The organism is Colwellia sp. MB3u-41, from assembly GCF_014076845.1.
Classification (GTDB): domain Bacteria; phylum Pseudomonadota; class Gammaproteobacteria; order Enterobacterales; family Alteromonadaceae; genus Colwellia_A.
In genome coordinates this window covers 399,442-415,921 of sequence record NZ_JACGUT010000079.1, presented here as the reverse complement: position 1 = coordinate 415,921, position 16,480 = coordinate 399,442, and the positions used below count along the sequence as shown (strand labels likewise).

Genomic DNA, 16,480 nt, shown 5'->3' with positions numbered 1-16,480 from the left:
TTTATTTTTATTTTTTATGAACAATCACTCGCTATTGATGCTAAATCTTATCTATTGTAAAAGTGCAACATCAGCGATAGCAAAGAAACTATTTCTTATTTCATTCAATAGCGTTAAACGATTTGTTTTAACCGCTTCATCATCAGCCATAACCATTACGTTATCGAAAAAGTTATCAATTGGCGCTTTTAAACAGGCAAGCTCTGTTAATGCTGCTTGATAATCTTTAGCTAACATCATTGGCGCTATAGTCACCTTAACTTCATCGAAAGCTTTAGCTAAAGCTTTTTCTTCAGCTTCGCTCGCTAAGTCAGCTTTAAACTCAGGATAAAGTTCACCTTTGAATTTAGCTAAAATATTACCAACACGCTTATTAGCTGCAGCCAGTGTCGCCGCTTGCTCTAAAGATTTAAAGTGACTTACCGCTTTAATACGTTTTTCAAAATCTAATGGCGCCGTAGGTGCATTGGCCAAAACAGCCTGAATAACATCAACTGAGATGCCTTGCTCCTGGTAATAGGCCCTAAAACGACCTAAAACAAAATCAGTCACTTGTATATTAACGTTTTCATTGGCAAGCTTGTCGCCGTATAAAACAACACTTTCGTTAATTAACTCACTGATATCTAATGATAATTGTTTTTCTATAATAATTCGAATTAAACCGATTGCCGCTCGACGTAAAGCAAAGGGGTCTTTATCACCTTTCGGTGGCTGATTTATACCAAATATGCCAACCAAACTATCGACTTTATCTGCTATAGCTACGGCACAACCAATATTGCCTTCAGGTAAGGTATCACCCGAGTATCGGGGACGGTATTGGTCTTCTAATGCTTGAGCAACCTCAGGTGATTCACCATCATTTTGAGCATAATACTTCCCCATAGTACCTTGTACTTGAGGAAACTCTAACACCATTTCAGACATTAGATCGGTTTTACTTAATAAGCCAGCACGTGTCGCCTGTGCTGAGTTTTCACCTATTTGACCAGCAATATGACCGCTTAATGAAGCAATGCGTTCTGACTTCTCTTTTAACGTACCTAATTGTTTTTGAAACAATACCGATGATAAGCTTTCTAAGCGTGATTCTAACGTTTTACTCTTATCTGTTTTAAAGAAAAACTCAGCATCAGCCAAACGTGGACGAATAACTTTTTCATTGCCTTTAATCACTTGGCTTGGATCTTTACTTTCTATATTTGATACAAAAATAAACTTATTTAATAATTGTCCATTTTTGTCATTCACTGGAAAGTATTTTTGATGATCTTTCATTGAGTAGATAAGCGGTTCAGCAGGAACATTTAAAAAGGCTTCATCGAAACTACCAATGAGTATAACAGGCCACTCGACTAATCCAGTAACTTCTTCTAATAAGTCTGCGTCAATTAGCGCTACACCATTTAATTGGTCTGCCGCTTTATTAATTTCTGCCAAAATTAATTTTTGTCTCTGTTCATAATCAACTTGTACAAACGCTGCTGTTAACTTATCTTCGTATTCATCAGCATGCGCTAAAGACACGAACCCTTCGTGATGAAAGCGGTGCCCTGTCACTAAATTACTCGAGTTTACCTCTAACGTTTTACCATTAATAACTTTATCACCAAACATTATTGTTAACGTATGAACAGGTCGAATAAATTGTGTTCGGGTGCTTCCCCAGCGCATAGGCTTAGGAATAGGTAGTTTACTTACAGCTACATTTATCATTGCTGGAATTAAAGCTGCTACTGTTTTACCTGGTTGAGTAGCGCGGTGGAGTAACCATTCACCTTTATCCGTTTTCAAACGTTGTGCTTCTTCAACACTGATACCATTTGAACGTGCCCAACCTTGTGCTGCTTTACTTGCATTACCTTCAGCATCGAAAGCAACATCAACAGCTGGTCCACGTTTTTCAATTTCTTTATCTGCTTGTTTTTCAACGAGCTTACTTACTTTAACAGCTAAACGACGAGGTGTAGCAAACCATTTTATCTCTTCATAGGCTAGATCTGCGCTGTCTAATTGATCTTTTATTTGCTGATAAAAGGTTACCGCAAGATTTTTTAATGACTTTGGCGGTAACTCTTCAGTACCTAGTTCTATCAATAATGTTTCAGTATTCATTATGACTTCTCCTCAGAGGTATTATTATTCTTACAAAGAGGAAAACCTAATTCTTCACGTTTATCATAATAAGCCTTTGCACAAGCTTTTGATAATGTTCTAACTCTAAGTATATAACGTTGACGTTCAGTCACAGAAATAGCATGACGAGCGTCTAATAAGTTAAACGCGTGAGATGCTTTCATAACTTGTTCATAAGCAGGTAGTGCTAAGCCAGCTTCAATTAACTTTTGGCTATCTTTTTCACATTGATCAAAAGTGTTAAACAATGCATCTACGTCTGCATACTCAAAGTTGTAAGTTGATTGTTCAACTTCATTTTGATGAAATACATCACCATACAGTACTTTACCCATAGGACCATCGGCCCACACAAGATCATAGATGCTGTCAACATTTTGAATATACATCGCTAAACGTTCAAGGCCGTAGGTTATTTCACCGGTTACTGGTGTGCACTCTAAGCCACCTACTTGTTGAAAGTAAGTAAATTGTGACACTTCCATGCCATTTAACCAAATTTCCCAACCTAGCCCCCAGGCGCCCAACGTTGGTGATTCCCAGTTATCTTCGACAAAGCGAATATCATGTACGAGAGGATCAATGCCTAACTCTTTTAAAGAAGTAAGGTACAACTCTTGGATATTTTTTGGCGAAGGTTTTAACATCACTTGGAATTGGTAATAGTGTTGTAAACGATTTGGGTTTTCACCGTAACGACCATCTGTAGGACGACGACAAGGCTGAACAAAAGCACTACTCATTGGTTCAGGGCCAATAGAGCGTAGAAAGGTCATGGGATGAAAGGTACCAGCACCTACTTCGAGATCAAGGGGTTGAACGATGACACAACCTTGACGCGACCAGTAGTCTTGTAACTGAAAGATTAATCCTTGAAATGTTTTTATATTGAACGTACTCATAATTTTCCGATTCATTATTCGTGTGAGTTTACCGATAACGGCTAATGATATTAAGTATACCGATTGCTTTATTATTCGCCTAGTAACAAGTTAACAAACTTTGAGTTTTTACTCAGTAATTAATTACTTTATCTATTACCGTGTTGCAGAATGTTAAAATGCCCGGATTTGATGTCCGGGCATTTATTATTTTAAAATAGCGAGTTTAACTATATATCTAAGTTTGCTACATTTAATGCGTTTGCTTCAATGAAGTTTCTACGTGGCTCAACATGATCACCCATGAGTGTCGTAAACAATAAATCTGCAGCAATAGCATCTTCAATGGTAACTTGTAACATACGACGCGTTTCAGGATCCATTGTAGTTTCCCACAACTGGCTTGGATTCATTTCACCCAATCCTTTATAACGCTGTATGTATTGTCCACGTTTAGATTCAGCCATTAACCAAGTAAGAGCTTCTTCAAATGTAGTGACAGTTTTAATTTTTTCACCACGTTTAACATAACCACCTTCTTCGATTAAGCCATTAATTGCCGTATTTAAACCAAAGATAGTTTCGAATTCTTTTGAATGAATAAATTCGTAACCACAATCATAGATATGGTCAATACCGTGCTGTCGAACATTAAAGCTAGGATAATAGATGTTTCTTTCTTGATCATGCTTTATATCAGCAGAATAGATAGAACCATTACCATCTTGGTTGTCCAATTGTGAAACTAAATCAGCGACCCAAGCTTCAACTAATACTTTATCGTTAAAATCTGTCTTAAGAATTTCTTTGCTGTAAATCATTTTCTCTAATATATCAGCAGGAATTTGACGAGATACACGTTTAATGATGTCATGTGTTTTACGATACTGTCTCACGAGTTGTTCTAGCGAAATACCTGAAATAGCAGGTGCAGATTCATTTACATAAATTTCTGCATTATCTAATGCTAACGTTGTTAGGTATTCTGTTAAACCATCATCATCTTTAATATAGCGCTCTTGCTTGCCTTTCTTCACTTTATAAAGTGGTGGTTGAGCAATAAAAATATGGCCACGTTCCATTATTTCTGGCATTTGACGATAAAAGAATGTCAATAACAAAGTACGTATGTGTGATCCATCGACATCAGCATCGGTCATGATGATGATACTGTGGTAACGTAATTTTTCAGGGTTGTATTCATCACGTCCGATACCACAACCTAGAGCAGTGATTAACGTGCCTACTTCTTGTGATGATATCATTTTATCAAAACGTGCTTTTTCAACGTTAAGAATTTTACCTTTTAGGGGTAATATTGCTTGGTTACGACGATTTCGTCCCTGCTTGGCTGAACCACCAGCAGAGTCTCCTTCCACAATATATAGTTCAGATAACGCAGGATCTTTTTCCTGACAATCTGCTAATTTACCAGGTAAACCGGCGATATCTAACGCACCTTTACGGCGTGTCATTTCACGGGCTTTACGAGCAGCTTCACGCGCTCTTGCCGCATCGACAATCTTCATAATAATAGTACGAGCAACAGCTGGTTTTTCTAATAGATATTCACCTAGCTTTTCGCCCATAGCTTGTTCAACAGCCGTTTTAACTTCCGATGAAACGAGCTTGTCTTTAGTTTGTGATGAGAATTTAGGGTCAGGTACTTTAACTGATATTACCGCCGTTAAACCTTCGCGAGCATCATCACCAGAGGCACTTGTTTCTGTACTACCGCCTTTCTTCGTTTTATTAAGACCTTCTTTTACCATATAACTATTAAGCGTACGTGTTAAAGCAGTACGGAAACCACTTAAGTGAGTACCACCATCACGCTGAGGAATATTGTTAGTAAAACAGTGAATACTTTCTTGGAAACCATCATTCCACTGCATCGCAACTTCTACAATAATGCCATCTTCACGCGCTAAATCGAAATAGAATATATCTTCATTTACCGGTGTTTTATTGGTATTTAAGTAATCAACGAATGCTTGGATACCACCATCAAATTTGAAATGGTCTTCTTTGCCTTTCTCACGCTCATCGATTAAGCGAATTGAAATACCAGAATTTAAGAAAGATAACTCACGGATACGTTTAACTAATAAGTCATAGTGAAATAAGACATCTGTAAAGGTATTTTCACTTGGCCAGAAACGTACTTCAGTACCTGTTTTATCACTTACACCGACCTCAGCTAGAGGAGCTTCAGCGACACCTTCGTGATATGTTTGCTCAAATAATTTACCTGCTCGTCGAATATTCAGTTTTAGCTTGCTACTTAAAGCATTTACCACTGAAATACCAACGCCATGAAGACCACCAGAAACTTTATAGCCGGAGTCTTCACCACCAAATTTACCACCAGCATGGAGTACTGTCATGATAACTTCAGCAGCAGAAATACCTTCTTCAGGATGTATGTCAGTTGGAATACCACGGCCATCATCTCTAACAGATACAGAGCCGTCTATATGTATTTTAACAACAATTTCAGTACAATGACCCGCTAACGCTTCATCGATAGAGTTATCTAATACTTCAAACACCATATGATGCAAACCACTGCCATCATCCGTGTCACCAATGTACATTCCTGGTCTTTTACGTACAGCGTCAAGTCCTTTTAGAACTTTAATACTGTCTGAGCCGTATTCATTTTCTACTGTCATAGCGTATAGCCTATTTACCTATTGCTGAGATTTGTCCATGTTTCACGTGAAACATCTTATAATTATTATCAGTAGGAACCAAGGGTTCTACTGCGATTTTATCAATTGCCGTGATAATAACTTGGCAGTCTAGTTTATTAATTGCGTTGCTTAGTAAAGTTCTAGAATTTAAATCTAGTTCTGCACCTACATCGTCAATTAATAAAATTGGTTTTACTCGTTTAACTTTCTCTATTAGCTTTGCTTGCGCAAAAGTTAACGCCAGTAAAAACAACTTTTGTTGACCACGAGATAATTGGTTGTCTATAACCACATTACCCGTTAAAAATTTAACATCGAACTTTTGTGCGCCGTATAGACTGAAGCCACACTTCCTTTCTCTTTCACTATTTTGTGATAACACATCATTTAACGACTTTTTACTGTTCCACCCTTGAGTGTACGATATCGATATGTCATCGGCCAAAGTAGGTAGCATTAATTCTAACCAAGGTTGAAGTTCCTCAGATAGTTCTTTAATGTACTCATCACGTAATTTTGCGACTCTAACTGATGACTCACAAAACACATGAGTCCAATAACTTAGCGTATCACTATCAGCTTTATTACGTAAACAAGCATTCCTGTGTTTCAATATTCGAGAGAACTCTTTCCAGCAATCTGAAAATGACTGTTTCACGTGAAACAATCCTAAATCTATGAAACGTCGTCTTTGTTTAGGTCCACCAAAAAACAGCTTAAAACTTTCGGGTGTAATCACTTGTACTGCAACATTTATTGCCAGTTGAGAAAGCTGACGATATTTCTCACCCGCAATTTTAATTTCGGTGAGACCGGTATCAAAATCTTTTGCAACACCTAGCTGCAACCCCTTATTGTCTTTAGCACTAACAATAAACTTTTTTTTGCTATGGGTAACTAAATTTTCAACTTGCGATGTCCTAAAGGACTTACCATGCCCTAGATAAAAAATAGCTTCTAATAAGCTACTTTTTCCACTGCCATTGTCGCCGATAATAAAATTAATATTGTCATTTAATTCAATAGGATCTGAAGCTAAATTTCTAAAATCAAAAACGGTAAGTTTTGCTATACTCATTACAAACGCATTGGCATAACAACATAAATAGCTTCATTACTTTCAGCACCTTCAATAACTACACTACTATTTGCATCAGCCAAAGTAAATTTAACTTCTGGCTCTTTAATGGCATTCAAAACATCAAGAACGTAATTAACATTAAAACCGATTTCAACTTCATCATAAGGAAAGTCAATTTCTAATACTTCTTCAGCTTGCTCTTGCTCAGGATTATTAGCGGTTATTTTTAGCTCATGCTTGGAAAAATTCAAACGTACACCTCTGAATTTATCATTTGATAAAATAGAAGCACGCGATAGAAGTTGGCGTAAATTGTCTTTACTGGTATTTAATACTTTATCACCGTTGCGTGGAAGTACTCGACGGTAATCAGGAAAGCGACCGTCAACTAATTTACTGGTAAAAGAGAATTCACTATCGATAATACGAATATGATTAGAGCCAAGAAATACTTGCACATTTTCTTCAACAGGATCAAGTAAGCGAATAATCTCTAAAATACCTTTACGGGGAACAATAACTTGTCTTGATGGTAGCGTTAATTCATTAGACGATATTTTACATATCGCAAGACGATGCCCATCAGTGGCAACAGAACGGATTTCATTACCTTCAGTTTCAATTGACATCCCATTAAGATAATACCTAACATCTTGATTAGCCATAGAAAAATGTGTACTTTCAATTAAACGAAGTAAGTCAGATTTAAAAAGCTGAAATTCGACATCGCCTTTCCATTCTTCAATATTGGGAAAATCTACAGCGGGTAATGTTGATAATGAATATTTACTTCTTCCGGTGCTAATAGTAATAGCTTCATTAGTAGATTCAAAAGATAAAATTGAATCGTCAGGTAAACTCTTACAAATATCAAGAAGCTTTCTGGCGGGGATAGTAATTTTACCATCTTCACCCTGGTTATCTATTTGGGTACTAGATACCATTTCAAGTTCTAAATCAGTGGCTGTTAACGTAAGTGACTGCCCACTTATATTTAAAAGAATATTACCAAGAATAGGTAATGTACTTTTACGTTCAACGGCACCAGAAACCAATAAAAGTGGTTTCAGTAATAATTCCCTATTTAATGAAAACTTCATTTATCTACCTATCTTTTTTGTGTACTTATTATTATAACGAAAGCTATGATGAAAGTGTTCTAGTTAAATTAGAATAATCTTCCTTGATGTCATGCGACTCTTCGCGTAACGCCTTAACCTTACGACATGCATGGAGGACGGTTGTATGATCACGCCCACCGTATGCATCACCTATTTCTGGCAAACTATGGTTAGTTAGCTCCTTAGATAATGCCATTGCAATTTGCCTAGGTCTAGCCACAGATCTATTTCTACGTTTTGAAAGTAAATCGGCAACTTTAATTTTATAATATTCTGCAACGGTTCGTTGAATATTATCGATAGTAACTAATTTGTCTTGTAAGGCAAGTAAATCTCGTAATGCTTCACGCACAAAATCTATCGTAATAGGTCTACCAGTAAAGTTAGCATTGGCGATAACTCTATTCAATGCCCCTTCGAGCTCACGAACATTAGACCGAAGACGTTTCGCAATAAAAAAGGCAACTTCATCAGCCAAGTTAATATGACTTTCTTGCGCTTTACGTTTAAGAATGGCAACACGCGTTTCTAGTTCGGGAGGCTCTATTGCAATAGTTAATCCCCAACCAAAGCGAGATTTAAGCCTATCTTCAACATCAACTTCTTTTGGATAACGATCACTGGTTAAAATAATTTGCTGATTACCTTCAAGCAAAGCATTGAAAGTATGAAAAAATTCTTCTTGCGTTCTGTCTTTACCTGCAAAAAATTGAATATCATCGATGAGTAAAGCATCAACACTACGATAATAATGTTTAAATTTTTCCATCGCATTATTTTGTAATGCGCGAACCATATCTTGAACAAATCGCTCTGAATGCATATAAGCAATTTTAGCATTGGGCTTATTTAATAAAATACCGTTACCGACCGCATGTAATAAATGGGTTTTACCTAAACCCGTTCCGCCATAAATAAATAGAGGGTTATAGGCAGAACCAGGATTATCGGCAACTTGTGAGGCAGCAGCGCGTGCTAATTGGTTTGATTTACCTTCAACAAAATTATCAAAAGTGTATTTGACCCTAACATTAGTAGTTTTAGGTAAATTACTTTGCGGCTCTTCCCTTTTTTTATTAGCACTTACAAGTTGTGGAATAGTATTGATAATATTTTGTGAGCTACTTTGATTTGGAATACTACCAACATCAAATCTAAGGAGAGGAGGATTAGTACTTTCTTGCAAAGTAACCAATTCATTTATACGACTAACATATTTGTCACGAACCCAATCAAGTACAAAACGATTAGGTGCATATAATGTCATGATATTGTCAGCGACAACACATTGTAACGGACGTATCCACATACTGAATTGCTGCGCAGGCAACTCTTCTTGTAGAACTGAAAGGCATCGCTGCCAAAGTGAATGATCCAACCAAATGCTCCTGATATTACACGACGTGCTGTTACATTAGCCTCTCGTAAAAACGACAAATAAAGCAAGCGTAGGTAAATGTGGTATTTTTATAATTGGTCTATTATCACCATAGTTATCCACAACATCAATATTGACTTTTAAATAGTTGCCCTTTTAATGAAAATAAAATAAAAAAGACTCCGCAAAAGCAATAAAAACGGTATTTTTAGACTAATTTACTGCTAAAATTTTATTTACATATTATTTAGCTATTAGCAGTAATTACTTAACGTCTTTTGGATGTAATTCAAAATAATGTTACAAAACTGTGGATATAAATAATAGATCACAAAGATCTATTAGGATCTTTTTAAAATAGATGACTATAAGCATTGACAACAGTTGCTACAAACTATAAAATTCGGCCTCTTTTTTTAGAACCAGTGTGCTCAATACGGCTGTTTGCCAGGGCAACAACAACAGACGGATTAGCGTAATGAAAAGAACATTTCAACCTAGTGTATTAAAGCGTAAACGCAACCACGGTTTCCGTGCTCGTATGGCTACAAAAAACGGTCGTGCAGTAATTTCACGTCGCCGTGCTAAAGGCCGTAAAAGCCTTAGCGCATAATCTCTTTTTTAATCTTTAATAAAGAGATATTTTAACCATCATGGTTAATTATGAATTTAATCGGGAGTCACGCTTGTTGACTCCCGGTCACTTTCAATCTGTATTTTCTAAACCTCTTCGTTTCGGCTCTAGCCACATAACTATTCTTGTTAGTCCAAATTTAGATGAACGTAATCGTTTAGGCTTAGCTATTGCTAAAAAACGCGTTAAATTAGCTGTTCAGCGAAATCGTATTAAACGTCAAATTAGAGAAAGTTTTCGACTCAATCAACATGAATTACCCAATATCGATATCGTCGTTATGGTGAAATCAGGCACAGATAAGTTAGAAAACGCAGAAATTAAAAAACAATTAGAAAAAATATGGCGAAAAGTAATTCAACGCCACAACAGCTAGCAATAGCTTTAGTTAAAGCTTACCAGCGCTGGCTTAGCCCACTACTTGGCAGTAACTGCCGATTTCATCCAACTTGCTCTTTTTATGCTATTGAGGCAATTAATCGCTTCGGTGTGATAAAAGGTTGTTGGTTAGCGGGCAAACGTATACTAAAATGCCATCCATTAAACGCGGGTGGATTAGATCCCGTGCCACCATCAAAAAAAGAGAAATAATAAATTATGGAATCTCAACGCAGTTTTCTTTTTATTGCGCTTATGGTTGTTACTTATTTGCTGTTCACAGAATATCAAAAAGATAATGCACCTGTAGTCGCTCAGCCCGCAATGACACAAACAACAAATCAAGTGAACACTAGTGATGCTGATTCTATTCCTCAGTCATCAAGTTCAGCAATGCCAATATCAACAATGGTTAAAGCAAGCGAACAAGTAATTAGTATAGATACTGATGTACTTATTGTTAAAATTGCTACACGTGGTGGCGATATTGTTGAAGCAAGATTAAAAGACTTCGATACAGAACAAGGCAACGGCATACCGTTTACCGTAATGCAAAATGGTAACCGTAAATATGTTGCACAAAGTGGACTGATTGGCGCACAAGGTTTAGATCAAGTAATACCTGGCCGTCCGGTTTATCAAACAAGCAGTAAATCATACACACAAACAGGTAATACACCGTTAGTCGTTGATTTACAATATACAGCTGAAAATGGCTTGAACGTAACAAAGCGTTTTACATTTACAAAGTCAGACTATAGCGTAGATGTTGAATATATTATAAACAACACAGCAACTACCGCTGCTACCGTTCAAATGTACGGACAACTAAAACAGTCTACTGTAGTAGAGAGTGGTAGTTCGTTAATGCCTACGTATCGTGGTGCTGCCTATTCGACAACGGAAGATCGCTATGAAAAATACGATTTTGGTGACATTGAAGAAAAAAGATTAAATGTAACGACTGCTGGTGGGTGGGTTGCAATGCTTGAACATTATTTTGTTTCCGCATGGGTACCGAGTCTAACTGCCGATAACAATATTTATTCAAGTTATTCTGCTAACAATGAAGCTGTAATTGGGTTTAAGTCACCATCGGTGACAATTCAACCAAATAGCCAAGCGACAACGTCAGCTATTTTTTATGTTGGTCCTAAGGATCAATATAAGCTTGATGAGATAGCGCCAAACTTAGGGTTGACCATAGATTACGGCTTTTTATTTATGATCAGTAAGCCACTATTTTGGTTATTACTTCAAATTCAGTCTTTGGTTACTAACTGGGGTATTGCGATTATTGTAATTACCTTAGTCGTTAAGGGTGCTATGTATCCATTAACAAAAGCACAATACACCTCAATGGCTAAGATGCGTGAACTTGCGCCTAAAATGGCACAGTTAAAAGAACGCTTTGGTGATGACCGTCAGAAAATGTCACAAGCTACCATGGAAATGTACAAGAAAGAAAAAGTGAACCCCGCTGGTGGTTGTTTACCAATGATCATTCAAATGCCAATATTCTTAGCATTGTATTGGGTATTTTTAGAAAGTGTTGAATTACGTCACGCACCATTCTTTTTCTGGATAGAAGATCTTTCTACTATGGACCCTTATTTTATATTACCGGTGTTTATGGGTGTCAGTATGTTCGTTATGCAAAAAATGCAACCGATGACGATACAAGATCCGATGCAACAGAAAATTATGCAATATATGCCCGTAGCATTTTCTGTATTCATGGCTTGGTTCCCATCAGGTCTAGTACTTTATTGGTTTGTCAGTAACATGATTTCAATTGTACAAATGAAAATTATTTTCAGTGGCATAGAAAAAGCTAAATTGGCCAAAGTAAAAGCTAAAGATTAATTATTAAAGCGTAAAATTGTTAAAGGCGACCTAATATAGGTCGCCTTTTTTATTTCTGCTCAATAAATGTTTATAATAGCCTCGCTCTCTCCTAGGAAATAATTATGACTGAAGTTTTATATCAAAAAGAAACCATTGCAGCACAAGCCACAGCACCAGGTCGTGGCGGAGTTGGCATTATCAGAATATCAGGTCCAGAAGTTAAAAATGTTGCTCAGGCTATATTAGGAAGAATACCTGAAATTAGAAAAGCAGAATATTTACCTTTTAATGATGCTAACCAAAACGCCTTAGATCAAGGAATTGCCTTATATTTTAAAGCCCCACATTCTTTTACAGGAGAAGATGTACTTGAACTACAAGGACATGGCGGCCCCGTAATATTAGATATGCTGTTAAAAGAAATTTTAGCACTACCTAAAGTACGTATGGCAAAACCCGGTGAATTTAGTGAGCAGGCATTTATTAATGACAAATTAGATCTCACGCAAGCAGAGGCTATTGCAGATTTAATCAACTCTAGTTCTGAACAAGCAGCTCGATGCGCGTTGCATTCATTACAGGGTGATTTCTCAAAATTAGTCAATGAACTCGTTGAAAGTACAATTTATCTAAGGATGTATGTCGAGGCTGCTATAGATTTTCCAGAAGAAGAAATAGATTTTCTCGCTGATGCAAAAGTGGTGGGGGATCTTAAAAAAATAATCACGCAAGTAGAAAAAGTCCAGAGCCAAGCCCATCAAGGCAGTATTATTCGTGAAGGTATGCGCGTCGTTATAGCAGGACGTCCTAATGCGGGTAAATCAAGCTTGTTAAATGCTTTAAGTGGAAGAGAGGCGGCAATTGTTACAGATATTGCTGGAACGACTCGTGATGTGCTTACAGAGCAAATACACATCGATGGTATGCCATTACATATTATAGATACTGCAGGTTTACGTGAAAGTAACGATCAAGTTGAACAAATAGGCATTGAACGCGCATGGAAAGAAATAAATCAAGCCGACAGAGTACTATTGATGGTTGATGCGACTGATCATAATAGCGAAGATCCTCAAAAATTATGGCCAGAGTTCTTTGCTCAATTACCTAAAGATATTGGTTTAAGTATTATTAAAAACAAAGCGGATATTAACGAAATGAGTACGGGATATTCAGAAGTGAATGCACTGCCCACCATTACATTATCAGCGAAAAATGGCGAAGGCATAACAGAGCTTAAAGAACACTTAAAAAGCATTATGGGTTACCAAGGAAGTACTGAAGGCGGATTTATGGCAAGAAGACGACACTTAGCCGCGCTAGAGCAAGCACATCACCATTTAATTGTCGGTTTAGACCAACTTGAATCTTATGTTGCGGGGGAGATTCTTGCTGAAGAATTACGTTTATGTCAAATCGAACTCAATAAAATAACCGGTGAGTTCACCAATGACGATCTATTAACTGAGATATTTTCGTCTTTTTGTATCGGAAAATAACGCTTAATATATAAAAGTAAAGGAACAAAATGAGCTCATTTCAAATCATTGTTGGTAGTATGTTAGGAGGAACTGAGTATGTTGCAGAGGCATGTGAAGAGACTTTATTAGCACTAAATCATCAAACGACTCTTCATTTGCAGCCTGAGTTAGCTCAAATAACAAGCGATAATCACACTTGGCTAATTTGTACGTCAACACATGGCGCAGGAGACTTCCCTGACAACATTCAGAAATTTGTTGAAGATCTTAGAAATAGTGCTATAGATCTATCCCCAAGTAAATTTATGATCATAGCAATAGGCGATTCAAATTATGATACTTTTTGCAAAGCGGGTTTTGATTTAAATAACCTACTAATATCAATGGGTTGGGTTGAAATACTACCAATTAAAACCTTAGATATGAGAGAAGAAATAGATCCAGAGGATCTTGCTCAACAGTGGATAGAAAAAAATAAAGATCTTTTATAAAGATCTTACTCATAAGTTATCAACAAAACTATGCATATAAATAATGTGTTGTGGATAAGTCTGGGTAAAACCTATTAATTTCTTATTATTATTCAGTGTATAGAATTATTATTTATTTTGCTTGTGGATAACTAGCCCTTTTGATCATAGGTTTAAAGCCCTTTGATCAAAGTTTGATCACAGTGTTATGATCGTACCAATAAACTGTTATATATAAAGAAAAAGTACTTATCAACAGAAAATCGCTTTACTAATAAGTAATAATAATAAGATCTCTTTAAAGATCTTATATATTATAAGAAGGATCGCACTCAGATCTTTTTAGTGATTTGATCATTCCCCTCACCGAAAAAAAGCGCTAAAATACGTTCCCTAATTTTTGAATAGCAAATATTCATTAAAAAATATTTTAACGTTTAACCAAGGTCTAAAATCTATGTGGTATCAAGAATCTTATGACGTAATCGTAGTCGGTGGTGGTCATGCCGGAACAGAAGCATGTCTTGCAGCAGCACGCATGGGTTGTAAAACATTATTGTTAACGCATAACATCGACACCTTAGGTCAAATGTCATGTAATCCAGCTATTGGCGGTATTGGCAAAGGGCATTTAGTTAAAGAAATTGATGCTTTAGGTGGATTAATGGCAACCGCTACAGACCATGCAGCGATTCAATTTAGAACGTTGAATGCAAGTAAAGGCCCTGCAGTACGTGCAACAAGAGCACAGGCTGACAGAATATTGTATAGATCTTATGTGAGAAACTATTTAGAAAATCAAAAAAATCTCACTATTTTCCAACAACCATGTGATGATCTTATTCTAGAAAACAACAAAATTGTTGGTGTTTCAACACAAATGGGCCTTAAATTTAAAGCAAAGTCGGTAGTTTTAACGGTTGGAACATTTTTAGCAGGTCAGATTCATATTGGCTTAAATAATTATCAAGGTGGTAGAGCCGGTGATCCTTCAAGTGAAAACTTAGCCAAAAACTTACGTGATATGCCATTTCGTATGGATCGTTTAAAAACTGGTACACCACCTCGCCTAGATGCAAGAACCTTAGATTTTTCTAAAATGGAACAACAACCAGGTGATGATCCTCGGCCGGTATTTTCATTTATGGGATCGCGAGACGATCATCCCGCACAAGTACCTTGTTACATCACACATACTAACATCAAAACTCATGACATTATCAGAGATGGCCTAGATAGATCTCCTATGTACACTGGCGTAATCGAGGGTGTTGGCCCGAGATATTGCCCTTCGATAGAAGATAAAATCACCCGTTTTGCTGATAAAGATTCACATCAAATTTTTGTTGAACCTGAAGGTTTAACTACACATGAAATTTATCCTAATGGCATTTCAACCAGTTTACCTTTTGATGTACAAATGGCCTTAGTGCGATCAATTAAAGGTTTTGAAGATGCACATATCACCCGGCCAGGTTATGCCATTGAATATGACTATTTCGATCCTCGTGATTTAAAGCAAACACTTGAAAGCAAATTTGTAGAAAACTTATATTTTGCAGGCCAGATAAATGGCACTACAGGCTATGAAGAAGCAGGCGCACAAGGTCTATTAGCCGCCACCAATGCGGCGGCTCGTGTGCAGGGGAAAGAAGAACTAATTTTAGGTCGAGACCAAGCTTACATGGGAGTATTGGTCGATGACTTAGCGACCTTAGGCACTAAAGAACCTTATCGTATGTTTACTTCGCGTGCAGAATATCGTTTATTATTGCGTGAAGACAATGCTGATATTCGCTTAACTGAAAAAGGTTATAACCTTGGGCTCGTCGATGAAAATCGTTGGAGATCATTTAATGAAAAAATTGAAATGGTTGAACTTGAACGTCAACGATTGAAGTCGACATGGATCCAAAAAGATCATCAAGCAGTAGATCAAATAAATTTACTACTGAAAGCTGATATAAGTCGAGAAAATAGTTTAGAAGATCTTATTCGCCGACCTGAAGTTCGTTACGACGATTTAATGAAAATTGAAGGTATGGGTCCAGCTGTTACAAATAAGCAAGCGGCAGAACAAGTTGAAATTCAAATTAAATATGCGGGTTATATTGATCGACAACTTGACGAAATATCGAAAAAGAAACGTCATGAAAATACGTTGATCCCACTTGATTTTGATTTTACTCAAATATCAGGTTTATCGAATGAAGTTGTTGCAAAATTAAGTGATTCACGTCCAGAAACTATTGGTAAGGCATCGCGTATTTCTGGTATTACCCCAGCGGCAATATCTTTGTTATTGGTATATCTTAAAAAACATGGCTTGTTACGTAAAATAGCTTAATTAAAAATTAAAACGCGAAAAAATAA

Annotated in this window: 13 protein-coding genes; 7 read left to right on the top strand and 6 right to left on the bottom strand. The window is 36.7% G+C overall.

Going from position 1 to position 16,480, the window contains the following annotated elements; genetic code table 11:
• Positions 1 to 51: 51 nt before the first annotated feature.
• From glyS to dnaA, 6 genes are all read right to left on the bottom strand, one after another.
• Entirely contained in the window at positions 52 to 2,118 is a 2,067-nt protein-coding gene (gene glyS, locus H4J73_RS13090; RefSeq protein WP_182223258.1) for a glycine--tRNA ligase subunit beta, read from the bottom strand.
• Entirely contained in the window at positions 2,118 to 3,041 is a 924-nt protein-coding gene (gene glyQ / locus H4J73_RS13085; protein WP_182178735.1) for a glycine--tRNA ligase subunit alpha, read from the bottom strand. Before glyQ ends, glyS begins: the two co-directional genes overlap by 1 nt.
• A gap of 209 nt (positions 3,042 to 3,250) precedes the next feature.
• On the bottom strand, positions 3,251 to 5,695 hold the full coding sequence (gene gyrB, locus H4J73_RS13080; protein WP_182178733.1) for a DNA topoisomerase (ATP-hydrolyzing) subunit B: 2,445 nt from the start codon (positions 5,693 to 5,695) through the stop codon (positions 3,251 to 3,253).
• Positions 5,696 to 5,705: 10 nt separating this feature from the next.
• Positions 5,706 to 6,794: a DNA replication/repair protein RecF gene (gene recF, locus H4J73_RS13075; protein ID WP_182178731.1), complete on the bottom strand. Its 1,089-nt coding sequence runs from the start codon at positions 6,792 to 6,794 to the stop codon at positions 5,706 to 5,708.
• Positions 6,794 to 7,897, bottom strand: coding sequence for a DNA polymerase III subunit beta (dnaN, locus tag H4J73_RS13070; RefSeq protein ID WP_182178729.1), 1,104 nt, complete (start codon positions 7,895 to 7,897; stop codon positions 6,794 to 6,796). Before dnaN ends, recF begins: the two co-directional genes overlap by 1 nt.
• A gap of 43 nt (positions 7,898 to 7,940) precedes the next feature.
• Positions 7,941 to 9,296, bottom strand: a complete 1,356-nt coding sequence (gene dnaA / locus H4J73_RS13065; RefSeq protein ID WP_182178728.1) for a chromosomal replication initiator protein DnaA — start codon at positions 9,294 to 9,296, stop codon at positions 7,941 to 7,943.
• 478 nt (positions 9,297 to 9,774) lie between these two features.
• Here dnaA and rpmH point away from each other — a divergent pair, with 478 nt between their 5' ends.
• From rpmH to mnmG, 7 genes are all read left to right on the top strand, one after another.
• Positions 9,775 to 9,909 (top strand): 50S ribosomal protein L34, encoded by a 135-nt coding sequence (gene rpmH, locus H4J73_RS13060; protein ID WP_070375296.1) that lies wholly within the window; start codon positions 9,775 to 9,777, stop codon positions 9,907 to 9,909.
• A 40-nt stretch (positions 9,910 to 9,949) separates the two neighbouring features.
• The gene (rnpA, locus tag H4J73_RS13055; protein ID WP_182178726.1) at positions 9,950 to 10,306 is read left to right on the top strand and encodes a ribonuclease P protein component; all 357 of its coding nucleotides are present in this window, start codon (positions 9,950 to 9,952) and stop codon (positions 10,304 to 10,306) included.
• The gene (yidD, locus tag H4J73_RS13050; RefSeq protein ID WP_182178724.1) at positions 10,273 to 10,521 is read left to right on the top strand and encodes a membrane protein insertion efficiency factor YidD; all 249 of its coding nucleotides are present in this window, start codon (positions 10,273 to 10,275) and stop codon (positions 10,519 to 10,521) included. The genes rnpA and yidD overlap by 34 nt, the downstream gene beginning before the upstream one ends.
• Before the next feature lie 6 nt (positions 10,522 to 10,527).
• The gene (gene yidC / locus H4J73_RS13045) at positions 10,528 to 12,174 is read left to right on the top strand and encodes a membrane protein insertase YidC (protein WP_182178722.1); all 1,647 of its coding nucleotides are present in this window, start codon (positions 10,528 to 10,530) and stop codon (positions 12,172 to 12,174) included.
• Positions 12,175 to 12,278: 104 nt separating this feature from the next.
• Positions 12,279 to 13,655 (top strand): tRNA uridine-5-carboxymethylaminomethyl(34) synthesis GTPase MnmE, encoded by a 1,377-nt coding sequence (gene mnmE / locus H4J73_RS13040; protein WP_182178720.1) that lies wholly within the window; start codon positions 12,279 to 12,281, stop codon positions 13,653 to 13,655.
• 29 nt (positions 13,656 to 13,684) lie between these two features.
• Positions 13,685 to 14,128 (top strand): flavodoxin domain-containing protein, encoded by a 444-nt coding sequence (locus H4J73_RS13035; RefSeq protein WP_182178718.1) that lies wholly within the window; start codon positions 13,685 to 13,687, stop codon positions 14,126 to 14,128.
• A 436-nt stretch (positions 14,129 to 14,564) separates the two neighbouring features.
• On the top strand, positions 14,565 to 16,454 hold the full coding sequence (gene mnmG, locus H4J73_RS13030) for a tRNA uridine-5-carboxymethylaminomethyl(34) synthesis enzyme MnmG (protein ID WP_182178716.1): 1,890 nt from the start codon (positions 14,565 to 14,567) through the stop codon (positions 16,452 to 16,454).
• The last annotated feature ends 26 nt before the right edge of the window (positions 16,455 to 16,480 follow it).